The 16,086-nt window shown below is 35.3% G+C and carries 12 protein-coding genes; 10 read left to right on the top strand and 2 right to left on the bottom strand.

Annotated elements, in window-relative coordinates; genetic code table 11:
• The first annotated feature begins 160 nt into the window (after positions 1 to 160).
• The 8 genes from QZN45_RS05895 to QZN45_RS05930 all read left to right on the top strand — a co-directional run bounded on the left by QZN45_RS05895 (position 161) and on the right by QZN45_RS05930 (position 12,693).
• Complete coding sequence (locus QZN45_RS05895) at positions 161 to 1,951, top strand: ABC transporter ATP-binding protein (protein WP_292608417.1); 1,791 nt, start codon at positions 161 to 163, stop codon at positions 1,949 to 1,951.
• On the top strand, positions 1,952 to 3,697 hold the full coding sequence (locus QZN45_RS05900; RefSeq protein WP_292608414.1) for an ABC transporter ATP-binding protein: 1,746 nt from the start codon (positions 1,952 to 1,954) through the stop codon (positions 3,695 to 3,697).
• Between the two features lie 127 nt (positions 3,698 to 3,824).
• On the top strand, positions 3,825 to 4,529 hold the full coding sequence (locus QZN45_RS05905; protein ID WP_292608411.1) for an ABC transporter ATP-binding protein: 705 nt from the start codon (positions 3,825 to 3,827) through the stop codon (positions 4,527 to 4,529).
• Positions 4,530 to 4,532: 3 nt separating this feature from the next.
• Positions 4,533 to 6,803, top strand: a complete 2,271-nt coding sequence (locus tag QZN45_RS05910) for an ABC transporter permease (protein ID WP_292608408.1) — start codon at positions 4,533 to 4,535, stop codon at positions 6,801 to 6,803.
• A 258-nt stretch (positions 6,804 to 7,061) separates the two neighbouring features.
• The gene (locus QZN45_RS05915) at positions 7,062 to 9,320 is read left to right on the top strand and encodes an ABC transporter permease (protein WP_292608405.1); all 2,259 of its coding nucleotides are present in this window, start codon (positions 7,062 to 7,064) and stop codon (positions 9,318 to 9,320) included.
• 35 nt (positions 9,321 to 9,355) lie between these two features.
• Positions 9,356 to 9,775 carry a C-GCAxxG-C-C family protein gene (locus QZN45_RS05920; protein ID WP_292608402.1) on the top strand — a complete coding sequence of 140 codons (420 nt, stop codon included), beginning with the start codon at positions 9,356 to 9,358 and terminating at the stop codon, positions 9,773 to 9,775.
• A gap of 110 nt (positions 9,776 to 9,885) precedes the next feature.
• Positions 9,886 to 10,260 (top strand): helix-turn-helix transcriptional regulator, encoded by a 375-nt coding sequence (locus QZN45_RS05925; protein WP_292608399.1) that lies wholly within the window; start codon positions 9,886 to 9,888, stop codon positions 10,258 to 10,260.
• 18 nt (positions 10,261 to 10,278) lie between these two features.
• Positions 10,279 to 12,693: a cation-translocating P-type ATPase gene (locus tag QZN45_RS05930; RefSeq protein ID WP_296811841.1), complete on the top strand. Its 2,415-nt coding sequence runs from the start codon at positions 10,279 to 10,281 to the stop codon at positions 12,691 to 12,693.
• Between the two features lie 80 nt (positions 12,694 to 12,773).
• Here QZN45_RS05930 and QZN45_RS05935 read toward each other — a convergent pair whose 3' ends face one another.
• Positions 12,774 to 13,262 (bottom strand): hypothetical protein, encoded by a 489-nt coding sequence (locus QZN45_RS05935; protein WP_292883102.1) that lies wholly within the window; start codon positions 13,260 to 13,262, stop codon positions 12,774 to 12,776.
• Between the two features lie 274 nt (positions 13,263 to 13,536).
• On the opposite strand from QZN45_RS05935, the gene QZN45_RS05940 reads away from it, so the two are divergent.
• Entirely contained in the window at positions 13,537 to 13,848 is a 312-nt protein-coding gene (locus QZN45_RS05940) for a hypothetical protein (protein ID WP_292883099.1), read from the top strand.
• A gap of 140 nt (positions 13,849 to 13,988) precedes the next feature.
• Complete coding sequence (locus tag QZN45_RS05945) at positions 13,989 to 15,359, top strand: MATE family efflux transporter (protein WP_296811844.1); 1,371 nt, start codon at positions 13,989 to 13,991, stop codon at positions 15,357 to 15,359.
• On the opposite strand, the gene QZN45_RS05950 is transcribed toward QZN45_RS05945, so the two are convergent.
• Positions 15,356 to 15,970, bottom strand: a complete 615-nt coding sequence (locus QZN45_RS05950; RefSeq protein WP_296811846.1) for an ABC transporter ATP-binding protein — start codon at positions 15,968 to 15,970, stop codon at positions 15,356 to 15,358. The genes QZN45_RS05945 and QZN45_RS05950 overlap by 4 nt on opposite strands.
• Between the last annotated feature and the right edge of the window lie 116 nt (positions 15,971 to 16,086).

Raw genomic sequence — 16,086 nt, forward strand, 5'->3', positions numbered from 1 at the left:
AATTATATTTTATAATGAAAATTGGTTTGTCTAATTATTTTTTATAAAAATACTTTAAATTAGTCTTTTATTTGTTTTTTAAGATATTTTTAGTGTTTTGTCTTTTCAGATTAATTAAAAATTTTTAGGTATGCCTAAATTAAGTTCTAAGGAGATGTTTATGTCAAATACACAAAATAAAAATAAATTCATACGATTATTAAGTTATTCTGGTAATTATAAATATTTAACAATCTTAGGCATGTTTTTATCTGCTTTAAGTGCTATTTGTTTATTGATTCCATTTATTTATATATGGGATGTAGTTAATGCCCTTCTGTCAGTTGCTCCCGATTTCACAAAGGCACAAAATCTGGATGTCTATGCATTCAATGCATTTGCTTTTGCTATTCTGGGAATAGCACTGAACTTTTTTGGTTTGATGGGTACACATCTATCTGCATTTAAAAATGAAAAGAACATGAAGGATGCTGCTATAAGTCATTTGCTTAAGCTACCATTAGGATACTTTTCAAATCATACAAGTGGTGGACTTAGGAAAGTAATTGATTACAGTACTGCAAAAACCGAAACATTTTTGGCCCATCAGCTGTTTGATTTAATCGGAGCCATTGTAACTCCAATAGTATTTCTGATATTGCTCTTCAGCTTTGATTGGCTGCTTGGGCTGGTCTGTCTGATTCCGATAATACTGTGTTTCGTGTTCATGTATCCGATGTTTTCAAGCGAATCCCAAAATATCATGGTTCAATATCAAACATACCTTGAAAAGATGAATGCTGAAGCAGTCGAATACGTAAGGGGAATTCCTGTTACAAAGGCATTCCAGCAAAGTGTTTTTTCATTCAAAAACTTCATTGCTGCCATAAAGAATTATGCTAAGTTCTCAGCAAATTACTCCTTGTCAACCCAGCTTCCGATGACTGCATTTACAGTTTCCATCAATGGATTTTTTGCATTGCTGATTCCTGCGGGAATACTTCTGGGGGGATCTTTGGTTGATGCAAAATTTTTGGCAAATTTCATGTTTTATGTCATCTTCACTCCAGTTTGTGCTGTAATGATGAACAGAATCATGACAGTTTCACAGGACTGGATGCTTGCAAGTCATGCTTTGGAAGGCATTGAATCCATTTTGAATGAAAAGCCTTTGGCCGAGGCAACCAACCCTCAAAAGCCTAAAAATCATTCAATAGAATTTGAAGGTGTTTATTTTGACTATGAAAGCACAGATTCAGATGAACACATATTGAATGATGTGAACTTGAAAATCAATGAAAACGATTCCGTTGCATTGGTTGGACCCTCCGGAGGTGGTAAAACCACAATAGCATCATTGATTCCTAGATTTTGGGATGTTGATGTAGGCAGTGTCAAGGTGGGGGATGTTGACGTTAAAGATATTTCAACTGTAGATTTGATGGAAAACATTTCATTTGTATTCCAGAACACCACCTTGTTTAAGGATTCCATTTACAATAATGTGGCTATCGGTCGTAAGGGTGCTACAAGAGAAGATGTCAAAAAGGCCCTCAGTTTAGCCCAATGCGATGATATTATTGATGAATTGCCTGATGGAATTGATACTGTGATTGGAACTGAAGGAACATATCTTTCAGGAGGCCAGCAGCAAAGAATTGCACTTGCAAGAGCAATACTTAAGGATGCACCAATAATCATTTTGGATGAAGCGACAGCCCTTGCAGATCCTGAAAACGAATATATGATTCAAAAAGCAATTTCACAAATCACCCGCAACAAGACAGTCATCATGATTGCACACAGATTGTCTACAGTTAAAAATGTGGATATGATTTACGTGGTTGATAAAGGAAAGATTGTTGAGCAGGGAAATCATGACGATTTGGTTGAAAGCAAAGGCCTTTATTCCAGAATGTGGGATGAGTTTAACCAGTCAATTCAATGGAAAGTCAAAAGTGAGGTGGCATAAATGTTGGCTGAATATTTCGCCAGGAGATTCGGTCTTACAAAGGAAGGTTCGAATAATCTGGTAAAGGGAATCGTTTACACAGCCCTTTTAAACATAGCTTTCATGCTTCCTGTCGGTCTGTACTCATTACTTCTTTATATATGGATTGAGCCTCTTATGGGAGGGGATGTTGTTGAACCAAACCTTGGAATGTTTATTGTATTGATATTGATTGTACTGGGCATTATCTTTGCATTTGCATGGAAACAATATCATTTCGTATTCAATACAACATATAAAGAAAGCGAAAATAGAAGAATCAATCTTGGTGAAAACTTAAGAAAGCTTCCATTATCCTTCTTTGAAAATAGGGACCTTGCGGACTTGACTTCCACAATCATGAATGACTGCACTGATTTGGAACATGTTTTCTCTCATGCAATTCCACAATTGTTAGGATCAATAGTCTCATTATGTCTTGTATCTATTGGAATGTTCATATTTGATTGGAGACTGGCCATTGCACTTTTGTGGGTTGTTCCAGTAGCCTTCATCATTTTATATGTTTCAAAAGGTATTGTCTACAAGTCTGGAGATATTGTATTGTACGATTTGCTTGACTGTGGGGACTCCATGCAGGAGTGTATAGAATCAATAAGGGATTTGAAATCATATAATTATGAAAAGGAATATTTCTCAAAAATATCTGGATTAACTTCAAAAATTGAAAAATCAAGAATTAAGGCTGAGCTGATGGCTGCTGGAGGGGTTATCACTGGAAGAGTTGTGTTGAATTTGGGAATAGTTTCAGTAATCCTTTTGGGTTCATATCTGATTGTAAATTCACAGGTAAGTATTTTTACACTTTTGATATTCTTAATAGCATCTGCTACAGTTTATTCACCACTGGAAAACGGATTGACATTTTTGGCTGAAATTTTAATGATGGATAATAAAATAGAAAGGGCCAAAGAAATTGAAAGTCTTGTTGTTGAAGGTGGCATGACTGAATATGAATTGGATGGTTATGATATTGAATTTAAAAAGGTTAATTTCAATTATGATGATTTGAAAGACGTTTTGACTGATATTTCATTTATTGCTCGTCAAGGTGAGGTTACAGCACTTGTTGGACCGTCTGGTGGAGGTAAATCTACCGTATCAAAACTGGCTGCAAGATTTTGGGATCCTGTTGGTGGTGAAGTATCTCTTGGAGGACAGGATTTGTCTCAATTGGATTGTGAAAAACTCCTGGAAAACTTTTCAATTGTCTTTCAGGATGTAATTCTATTTAACAATACTATTCTGGAAAACATTCGTGTTGGAAAAAAGGATGCTACAGATGAAGAGGTCATTAATGCAGCCAAACTTGCGGAATGCGATGAGTTTGTCCAGAAACTTCCTGACGGCTATAATACTGTCATCGGAGAAAACGGTGAACTGCTCTCTGGAGGTCAAAGACAAAGAATTTCAATTGCAAGGGCGCTTCTTAAGGATGCAAATGTTATTCTTTTGGATGAGGCCACATCATTTTTGGATGTTGAAAATGAATCCAAAATCCAAAAGGCATTATCTGAACTTATAAAAAACAAAACAGTAATCATTATTGCACATAGGATGCGTACAATTGCAAATGCAGATAAGATTGTTGTATTGGAAGAAGGAAAAATTGTTGAACAGGGTGCACCTGATGAGTTGTTGGAAAAAGGGGGTCTGTTCAAGAAAATGGTTGATTTGCAAAATTTAAGCGGAGAATGGCAAATTTAAGGTATTTGCTTTTTGGGTATATTCATTTTGGTGATTAATGTTCCAAGATATTTAGGTATACCTAAATTTAAATACCTTAAATAATATATATTAAATTAGATAATTTAAATATAAGAAGGCAATACTAATGAGTACAATTATTGAATTTAAAAATGTGAACAAGGAGTACAAATCTGGAGATCACATTTTAAAAGCGATGGATAATGTAAACTTCACAATTGATGAAGGAGAATTTGTAGTGATTCTTGGACCGTCAGGTGCCGGTAAATCAACACTTCTAAACCTGTTGGGTGGTCTGGATTCAGTTACATCCGGTCAAATTATCGTCAACGGCAACCATATAGAATCATTTGACGATAATCAGCTTACGAGCTATAGGGCTAAGAATGTTGGTTTTATTTTCCAGTTTTACAATCTGATTCCTAATCTCACAGCCCTTGAAAATGTTGAGCTTATGAAGGATATCGTAGATGTGAAAATTGATGGTCAGGCCGTTCTTGATGCTGTCGGATTGAATAATCATGCAAATCAATTTCCAGCACAATTGTCTGGTGGAGAGCAACAAAGGGTTTCCATTGCAAGAGCAGTTGCCAAACAGCCTACCATGCTTTTATGTGACGAACCGACTGGTGCTCTTGACTCAAAAACGGGTGTTTTAATCTTAAGTTTACTTCAGGATATGAGCAATAACAGGGATACTACTGTTGTTATTGTAACTCACAATGCAATCTTGGCTGAAGCTGCAGACAAGGTTGTTAGGATTAAAAACGGTCAAATCGAAAGTATTGTCGTTAATGAATATCCAAAGAAGGTCTCTGATTTGGAATGGTAAGTTATGCTTGCAAAAAAGATGTTAAGAGACATCGCCAAGCACAAAGCTCAATTCATATCTATTTTTTTAATGGCATTTTTAGGAGTGTTTGTATTTGCCGGTGTCGGTGGAGAATCAGTAGGCCTTGAAGTTAATGTCAATGACTTCTATGAAGACACTAACCTTGCTGACGGTTGGATTTATTCAATGGATATAAATGACTTGTTCCTGTATCAGGTTGATATCCTGGGTGCCACTACACAAATGGAAAGGCAGTATGTCGTAGATTCTGTGGCGGACTTTGACAACGACCCAGATATTACTCTGCACTTTGTAGAAAACAACACCATATCAAAATTCTATCTGATTGATGGTAAAGAGTTGGATATAAATGATTCTGATGGTGTATGGCTCGATAAAAGCTTTGCAGATGCAAAGGGCCTTAAAGTTGGAGACAATATAACATTTGAGTTTGAAAACAATACAATTGAAAAGGAAATTAAGGGAATAGGATATTCTCCTGAATACGTTTATCATGCATCCTCTTCTTCGGTAATACCTGACTTCAACAAAATAGGTTTTGCTTATCTTTCACATAAGGCATTTCCAGGAGACAATATTTCATATAATGTCCTGAATGTCAAGTTTGACGGGGATCCTGAAACATATTCTGATTTGCTGTCATATCATATGGATGGATATTACAGCTCATTTGTTGAAAGGTCCGAGCACACCAGTGTAAGCCAATTTTCAGAAGAAATGGACCAGCACAAAATGATGGGTGATATTTTCCCTGTTGTATTTATTCTAATAGCTATGTTGATTCTTTTAACAACAATGACAAGGATAATTACACATCAAAGAACTCAAATAGGTATTCTAAAAGCCAACGGATTTAATAATTACTCAATAATATTGCATTATGTATCCTATGGGTTCTGGCTGGTTTTAATAGGTTCGATTCTAGGCCTGATTTTGGGACCGATGATATTGCCTCAGCTGTTTTACCCTTCAATGAGCGCTACATATAAGTTGCCTAGTTGGAATCCTGCATGGAGCATGAATTTCGTATATGTTGCTGCGGCGATGGTTCTGATGTCTCTTGCAGTTTCATTCTATTCTGTAAAAAGCATCTCATCTGAAAAACCTGCAGATACAATAAGACCGAAAGTTCCTAAAGTATCTACTTCAGGATTTGTCGAAAGATTTGGGCTGTGGAAAAGACTGTCATTCAATGTTCGCTGGAACTATCGTGATGCAAAAAGAAATAAGTTCAGGGCATTGATGACAATTGTAGGCGTTATTGGATGCAGTGCACTTCTTGTATGTGCATTCGGAATGTATGATGGAATGAATGACTTGAAGGAATGGGAATACAATCAGATTAATCATTATGATTCAAAATTGGTGATTGAGGAAAACGCAACAGATTCCCAAATCGATGACGTTGCAGATGAGGTCAACGGAGACAAGTTGATGGAATCAGCAATTGAAATCGAGTCGGACTCGGCTAAAAAATCAGGTTCGCTTCTCGTATTGAATGATACTGATTTGGTAACTCCAACAGACTACGATTGGAATAAGGTGGACATCAAAGACGATGAAATATCCATTTCACAGAAAATGGCTGATATGCTTGGCGTTGGAGTAGGCGATAAGGTCAAATGGCATATAATGGGTTCGGATAAGTGGGTCAATACAACAATCGACAAAATTCATGCAGATCCGATTTCACAGGGATTCATAATGTCTGCAGATAAATTGGAAGACATTGATTTGAATTACACTCCAACAAGCATTGTAACAGAAAAACATGTCAATGAAAGCTATGATGGCGTCAAGGCAGCAAATTCCATGAGCGACATGACTGGAAGTTGGGACGAACTTACAGAGTCAATGTGGCTTTTGATATACATTTTGATATTTTTTGCTTCTCTTTTGGCGGTTATAGTGTTGTACAATCTGGGATTATTGTCATTTACAGAAATCGAACGTGAAATAGCTACTTTAAAAGTATTGGGTTTTAAAACACGTGCTTTAAGAAAGCTGCTTTTGACACAAAACCTGTGGTTTACTGCCATTGGATTCATATTGGGCTTGCCTGTTGGTTATGCTATTTTGGCAATAATGTGGGAATCATCAGGGGATTCATTCTATATATTGCCTTCAATATCCCTTACAAACTTTCTCCTGACAGCAGTCATAACATTTGCATTGTCCATTATTGTCAATCTGATGTTTTCACGTAAGATTAAAAAATTGGACATGGTGGAATCACTTAAAAGCGGCGAATAGGTTAAATGTCTGTTCACGCTTTTGGTGAAAATCACTTTGGTGAGTTAATCAACTCATCTTCCACTTTTTCATATATATCTTTATTTCACATTTTTTCGTGTTGTTGATTTGTTGATGTTAATGTGTTTTTTTGTTTATAATTGTGTTGTTTCAGTTACAATGTATTATTTTAATTGATGCATTTGTTAATTAAATGAAAGATTTTTTTGACTGAGAATATATAAAATTATAAATCTAATTTTCAACAAACATTGTTTTATGTCACTTTTTCGAAAAATGCTAAGGGATTTTAAAATCAATAAGACACAATTTATTGCAATATTTCTCATGGCATTTATAGGTATCTTCGCTTACTGTGGAATATATGCAGAGTATTATGGGCTGGAACAGACTTCCGCAGATTATTATGCTCAAACCAATCTGGCTGATGGCTGGGTTTATAATGATACTGTTGATGATTCTTCAGTTGATAAGGTAAGTGAATTTACAACTCAAACTGACAGGCAGTCAGTCGTTCAATCACAGGCAGACATGGTAGACAAGCCGGATATAACGCTGCATTTTGTAGAAAACGGAACGATTTCCAAATTTTATTCTGTTGAAGGTGATGGCTTTAATGCTTCTGATGATTCTGGTGTGTGGCTGGATAAGCGTTTTGCGGATGCAAGAGATTTGCATGTTGGCGATAAAATCTCTTTTGAATTCAACAATCAGACTGTTGAAAAAGAAATTAGAGGAATCGGATATTCTCCAGAATATGTCTATGAAACTTCTCCAGCATCTCTGACTCCTGACTTTTCACAAATGGGTTTTGCATATTTGTCTGCCAAAGCATATCCGGAAGATTTGGAATACGACAGATTACTTGTCAAATATGATTCATCAGATGATGATTTCAAAGAAAAATTGGATGATTCTTCCAATTATCTGTCATTTACCAAAAAAGACGATCAGCTTAGTGTATCCAAATTTTCAGACGAGATGGTTCAACACAAAATGATTGGTGACGTTTTTCCAGTAGTGTTCATTTTGGTAACCTTTTTGACACTTCTGACAACAATGAATAGGATAGTAACTCATCAAAGAACTCAAATCGGAGTTTTAAAGGCAGTTGGCTTTAAGGATGGGACTATAATCATGCATTATTTGTCATATTCCTTTTGGCCGGTTTTGGCAGGTTCCATCTTGGGACTCATAACCGGGCCTATGATAATTCCTCAGATGTTTTATCCATCAATGCAGACCAATTACAGCATGCCTAGTTGGAATCCTGGATTTGACATGAGTTTTGTATATATTGCAGCGCTGATGGTTATATTGTCTCTTTTTGTAACCTATCTTTCATGCAGAAGAATTTCAAAAGAAAATCCTGCAAATACCATGAGGTCAAAAGCCCCTAATATGTCTTCAAAAAGTTTAATTGAGCGGTCAAAGCTTTGGAATAGATTAAGTTTCAATTTCAGATGGAATTGGCGGGATGCAAGGGTCAACAAATTCAGGGCATTTATGGCAATAGTTGGGGTGATGGGTTGTGTTGCCCTATTGATTGCGGCATTTGGAATGAATGACAGTATGAAGGAGTTGAAGTCTTGGGAATATGATGATATCAGTCATTATGAGTCAAAACTGCAAATTTCCAACAATGCAAATCCTATGGAATTGTATTATGCTTTAAATGAAAGCAATGGTAGTTTTATAATGCAGCAGTCTATCGAAATCAAGACGAATGATTCGGAAGACACGGTAGCATTGCTGGTTTCAAACAACACGGATTTAATATCATATACTGACAGCGGCAGAAATTCGATAGATATTGATGAAGGTGATGTTTCATTATCCAAAAAACTTTCAGAAAAGTTCAACCTGGGTATTGGGGATAATATCAGGTGGCATATTGTGGGAAGCGATGACTGGGTCAGTTCAAAAATAGGTCAAATTCATGCAGAGCCAATTTCACAGGGTCTGATAATGTCTCCGGATACTTTGGAAGACCAAGGTCTGAACTTCACGCCGACCAACATCCTGACAGATGAAAAGTATGGTGAAAATATAGATTCAATCAAATCGGTTACAACTCTTGATGAGCTGAAAGAAAGTTGGGATCAGATGACCAATGCTGTTATGATGATGGTTTATGTTATAACAATTGTAGCTGTGGCACTGGCCTTTTTGGTTTTATATAACTTGGGAATAGTATCATTTACTGAAATGGAGCGGGAAATTGCAACATTAAAGGTTTTGGGATTCAAGACAAACTTCTTAAGAAAAATATTGCTGACCCAGAACATTATCTTTACATCAATAGGATTTATTCTTGGAATTCCTCTTGGATTCTACTTCATGACTTTGATGATGAATGCTGCAGGCGATTCATTGTATTATATTCCGACATTGACATGGGGAAATATTTTATTATCTGCTTTAATAACATTTTCATTGTCCATAGGTGTTAATACATTGTTTTCAGATAAGATTAATGATTTGGACATGGTTGAAGCACTTAAGGATGTGGATTAAAACATTAATAAATGATATCGATTAAATAATTAAACATGAATTCGATTGAAGAGTCAGTTCAACTATTTGAACAGGGATATGTGTGTTCTCAGGCGGTTTTTGCTGCATTTTGTCAGGATTTTGGCCTTGAAAAGGATATGGCTTTAAAGATTGGGGCTTGTTTTGGAAGCGGTATGCGCAAAGGTGAAGTTTGTGGAGCATGCACTGGAGCGCTCATGGCTTTGGGATTGAAATATGGTGATGACAAGTCCAAAAGCAATGAGGTATGTGAAAGATTTTTGGATGAATTTGAAAATGAAAACGGGTCATATATCTGCCGTGATTTGCTTGGATGTGACATTCGCACTGAAGAAGGTGTGGAATATGTAGTAAAGCATAATCTTTTCAAAGAATTCTGTCCAAAAATGGTTAAATCAGCTTCGATAATTCTTGATGAAATACTTAAGGACGATTAATGTGAAAATGTCCTTTGTTTTTTTAAGATTAACATATCACAATATCATGATATGACAACATTTAAATACATGGTGGTCTATATTATCATTATATAATATATGTGATGGAAATGAAAAAAAATAATCTTGAAAATAAAAATGAAGATATGTGTGAGGTATTCAACTCTCACGATGATGTTGTTGAACGTGTTAGAGAAAGAATACCTGACAAAAATGAATTTGATGAGCTTTCTGAATTCTTTAAGATATTTGGAAATCCTACAAGATTAAAAATTATTTCCCTGCTGAGTATAGAGGATTTGTGTGTATGTGATATTTGTGAAGCGCTTGATTTAAATCAGACAACTGTTTCAAATCAATTAAGAATATTGCGTGCAAACAATATCGTTAAATATCAAAAGGAAGGTAAAATGGCAAGATATTCTCTCACTGACCTTCATATTGAAATGATATACAAAGTGGGATTGGAACATATATTAGAATAATTTTTAATTGGTGATAATATGGCGGAAAATAGATGTTATGACCCGGATTGTGCTGATGAAAATTGTCGCAATCCCGAACATTACAATCACATCTGCTTTGACCCAGAATGTAATGAAGTTAAATGCGAAAATTCTGATCATTATGATCAACAGTTGCTAAAAGAATATCAAGAAAATACTGATTTGAGCGTACATGATCACAGTGAAAAAATTGATTATGATGAAGATGTGGATATAAGTCTTTGTGGTTGTCCTGATTGTGCAGATGATGATCATCATGACCATGACCATCATGAGCATGAGCATGGCCACGAGCATGACCATCATGACCATGACCATCATGAGCATGAGCATGGCCACGAGCATAATCATCATGACCATGACCATCATGAGCATGAGCATGGCCACGAGCATAATCATCATGACCATGACCATCATGAGCATGAGCATGGCCATGGTGATGAGGATGTTGATATAAGTCTTTGTGGTTGTCCTGATTGTGCGGATGATGACGACGATGACGATGATGAAGGAGAATTACTGGCTGAAGGAAAACCTTTGATAGCCAATAGGCCAATTCAAATAATAGTTGCCAGTGGATTATTATTTGTTTTAGGCCATGTTTTCGAATTGTTGTCATTTGACACTACAATAATAACTGCCACTTATATGCTTGGCGCAATAATTGCAGGTTATGAAATAGCTATTTTAGCTTATAAATCATTAGTCAAAAAACACACCATAGGTCCTGCAATGTTAATGTGTATTGCTTGTGTTGCATCATTTATTATAGGCCATCCCGAAGAGGGTGCTGCAGTAACATTCCTGTATTATATCGCAGAATTTTTAGAAGACTATTCCGAATTCAGAGCTAAACGCTCAATCAAATCATTGGTAGAAATAGCTCCTGATACTGCCAGATTAAAAGTAGGAGATAAAGAAGAGATTAAAAATGTTGATGAAATAGACATAGGTGACATTGTTATCGTAAAACCTGGTGATAAGGTTCCTTTGGATGGGGAAATTGTATTTGGTTCTTCATCAATCAACCAGGCTTCAATTACTGGTGAAAGTGTGCCTGTTTTAAAAAATGTTGGTGATGAAGTCTTTTCAGGTACTGTTAATGAAGACGGGTATCTGGAAGTCAAAGTAACTACTGCCGCAAAGGATTCTATGATTTCAAAAATAGTTACTTTGGTAAAAAGATCCCAGCTCAACAGGTCTGAAACCGAAACATTGGTTGAAAAGGTGGCTAAATATTACACTCCAGTCATGATGGTTGCAGCTATCTGTGTTGCATTGATTCCACCATTGGTATTAGGTCAAAACTTAACTGATTGGGTTTATAAGGCTCTTTCACTACTGGTAATTTCATGTCCTTGTGCATTTTTAATTTCAACACCTGTAGGAATGGTATCAGCTATTACTTCAGCTACAAGAAATGGAGTAATCATTAAGGGAAGTACCTATGTTGAAGAAATGCGTAATGTTAAAGCAGTAATATTTGATAAAACAGGTACATTGACTGAAGGAAAACTTAAGTTAAGCGATATTAGAGTATTGGATGAGAACTATTCCGAAGAAGATGTCGTTAGAATTGCCGCTTCTTTGGAATCAGAGTCTTCCCACCCAATAGCTCAGGCTGTTGTAAATTATGCAAGTGATGAAAACATTGCTTTGGACCATGTCGAAGAGTTTAAGAATGTTCCAGGTAAGGGAATTCTTGCAAATATTAATGGAGAACAGTATTATGCTGCAAATGAACCATTGATTGAAGGAAGTTCATTTGATATCTCAATGGATGAGGTTAAAAGTTATGCCGAAGGAAAAACTGTAATATTTGTTGGTAATGCTCAAAATCTTATGGCTATCATAACAGTGTCTGATAAAATCAGAGACAATGCTTCAGAGGTAATAACTGATTTGAAAGGTCAAGGAGTACAAACCATCATGCTTACAGGTGACAATAAGCTTGCCGCAAAAAGCGTTGCATCAGAAATTGGAATTGACTATGTATATGCTAATTTGCTTCCGCAGGACAAGTTAAACCTTTTGGATACAATCAGAAATAAATTTGGAGATGTGGCCATGGTTGGGGATGGTATCAACGATGCACCTGCTTTGGCACGTGCAAATATTGGTATTGCTATGGGTGCAGCAGGATCCGATGTGGCTATCGAAACAGCAGATGTTGCTTTAATGCAGGATGATATCTCAAAACTTCCATATCTATTTTCATTAAGCCGTAAAACAATGGGTATTATCAAGCAGAACATCACACTAGCAATTACAATTAAATTATTGTGTGCAGTTCTTGCGATTGTGGGAATTATAACATTGATGATGTCTGTTGGTGTTGGAGATTTAGGTTTAACATTGCTTGTTATTCTAAACTCATTTAGAATTGGAATGGTGAAAGACCCACTATTCTAATTTTCTTTTTTTAAAGATGTAAAAAATATGATTTTTAGATTGAATTATCTAAAAATCTTTTTTTTAAGTTTTCAATAAAATCAGTTGAATTTAATGGAGTTTGCCATGGAATCCATCAGACTATGGTTGTCGCACTGAACTAAAATGTATTGTGTAGCATTACCTGCAATCGCCATATCATGATATTCAATATCTCCATAAGTGTTTTCATCTCCAAAGTGTATAACTGTGGCATTATTTATATCGTTAATGCTTACGGATGAACTATTTTTGGCCATATCCTTATAATACTTAATCAATTCGTCTTTTGCGTTATTTTTTGTTTGGAAATATGCAACATTAATTTTTTTATCATCGTCCTTGTAAGATTTTGATAATGTTATATTGTCAGTGGCATTGCCGTCTGTTTTTTCAAAGTTTATATCTTTTGGAACATCCATTTTGAAATAGGAATCAAAATCATATTCTTTTAAATTATTATTGTCAATAGCAAATCCAGCATTTGCAGTTAATAGCATGGCTATTGCTATTATTCCAATGAACAGTATGTTTTTTCTATCGAATTTCATAAATTTATTTTATTGAAAAAAATATTTAAATTTTTTTCAAGTGGTTTTGATTATTTTCAATAAAAAATAATTGTAAATTAAGAATGGTACGGTCTGATTTAGATTATTATCTTTTAAAACAATTAATAAAATAGTTATAAATATTAATATAAAATTTCAATTCATTTAATATAAAATTAGAACAATTGTGAATTTGTGTATTGATCTCGTTTTGAGGTCAAAAATAATAAACTATATATATTTAGGAATGCCTAAATATTAATTAGGTGATATAATGGTTAAAAGAGAAATTTTTGATTTTGCAAATCAGCATAAAAGCGCACTTATTTTCGCAGCAGGTTTTGCTACTGCAGTCGTTGGTAAAAAGATATTGGAGTCAAAAGTTGTAAAAGACACTGCTACTGATTGTGTTGCAGGGGTAATGGCATTAAAACAGGATGCCGAAGATAGGGTTTCAGAAATAAAAGAGGATGCTGAAGCACAACTTGAAGAAGAAGATGATGAAAAAAAATTAATTGAAGTAGAAGATGAGGAAGAGGAAAAACCTAAAAAATCTTCTAAAAAATCCAAAAAATCTAAAAAATAATTCTTAAATGTGGTGGCCATGTTAGGTGGGGGGATTGTGTCTCTTTTAAAAACATGGCATTCATTGATTTTTGTGTGGCTTTTTTATACAAAAATCTCAAATAACTAATTTTATATCTGAATAAATTTTAATATTAACTTATGTTAAGTAATGATTCATCAGATAATGTTGACATAATGCTTCAAAATCCAAAAAAAGCATTAATTAAAATGTCAATGCCCCTTATTGTTTCATTGCTTATTTCTAGTTTCTATAATCTGATTGATGCTGCATGGGTTTCGGGTCTGGGTGCTGATGCCCTTGCAGGTGTGGGATTTTTCACACCTGTATTTATGGTTCTGGTCGGTTTTGGAAATGGTCTTGGTGCGGGTGCCGCTTTTGCAATTTCAAAATATTTGGGCGAAGAAAATAAGATTAAAGCGGATAATGCATCAATGCATTCAATATTTCTGGATATCATAGTTTCCATAATCTTAACAATAATACTGTTGCTTTTATTGAATCCAATATTAAATTCAATGGGTGCAGGTTCAACAATTGGCTATGCAGCAGATTATGGAAACATTATTTTAATCGGCTCAATTTTTATCATCCTTTCAAATGCATTGTATGGTATTTTCAGGGGTGAAGGAGATACAACACGTCCAATGTATGCAATGGTTGCATCAGCCATTTTGAATATGATTTTGGACCCTATATTTATTTACACATTGAATATGGGCGTTAAAGGTGCGGCTATCGCTACAATTATCTCATCAATAGTTGTAATCTTGATTTTATTGTATTGGTTTTATGTTAAAAAGGACACATTCTTAAAGCCGTACTTGGTTAATTTTAAGTTTAAGGCGGATATTTCAAAAGATATTGTCAAGGTTGGAATTCCTGCAAGTATTCAGCTTTTAAACAACGCATTTTTTGCAGCCGTATTTTCCGCACTTTTGGCATATGTGGGATCAACCGATTCAGTAGCGGTTTATTCAACAGGATGGAGAATTGTCACAATTGGAACAACCCCTCTTTTAGCTATTGGAACGGCTTTGATTTCTGTCATTGCTGCCAATTATGGGGCTCAAAATTATAAGAATATTCAGATTGCTCATAGGTATGCAATGAAGGTTTCAATTGTAATTGCATTAATTGTAGCTGTTTTAACCAATGTATTTGCAGGAGATATTGCTCATGTCTTTGCATCAAGCGGTAGCAGTGTCAGAATAGCTTCAGAACTTACAAGCTTTCTATCATGGATAGTGATATATTATCCGACAATGGCTGTAGGTGTCGCTTCAACTTATGTTTTCCAGGGAATTGGAAAAGGATTGACTGCAATGTTTCAAACAATCATGAGGGAAACAGGTTTTACAATACTTTTTGCAGTTTTATTTGGTGTCATTTTAGGTTATGGTGTATGGGGGGCTTGGATGGGTATCGTTTTGGGTGAAATAGTCTCAAACAATATTACGATGGTCTGGGCTGACTGGCAGATAAAAAGATTAATGGATATTAATGGTTAGACACCATTAATATCTTTCAAATAGATTACTTCATCACAGATTCTATCGACCAAAGGCATATCATGACTTACAAGTAGCATTCCCATATTTCTGTTTTTAACAATTTCAATAACTGATGTCAGGATTTGCACTTGTGTTATTGCATCAAGCATGGTGGTCATTTCATCTGCGATTATGAATTTTGTTTTTGGATTCAGGGCTCTTAAAACGGAAAATCTCTGTAGCTCTCCTCCGGATAGTTCCTGCGGAAACCTTGTAAGCCATGATTTCTGAATACCGAATTCAGATAATAGATAGTCATCAGGCATCCATGATTCATCCAATACTTCCTTCATTTTCCATTTTGGATTCATTACTTTTTCAGGGTGCTGATATATTAATTGAACTGGACAGAATTCCTTTTTGGGCAGTTTTTGACCATCCAATGTAACGTTGCCTTCGAATTTATTAACATATCCTGATAGAATTTTGCACAATGTTGACTTTCCGCTTCCGCTGTCTCCAACCAAACCTGTGATTTTGGTGTTGTCGAGACTGATGTCAATATCCTTTAGGATGTATTCTTTTGATGAAGGGTATTTAAATGAGATGTTTGTTGCTTTTAGTTCCATTTTTATGCACCTTCTTGGTATTTGAAGCATCGGATTTTTTTGTTTCCGAGGTCGATGAGTTGTGGTCTTTCATGTTTGCATCTTTCGAATTTCATTTCGCATCTGTCGTAGTATGG

Origin of the sequence: uncultured Methanobrevibacter sp. (assembly GCF_900314695.1) — an archaeon.
Lineage (GTDB): Archaea > Methanobacteriota > Methanobacteria > Methanobacteriales > Methanobacteriaceae > Methanocatella.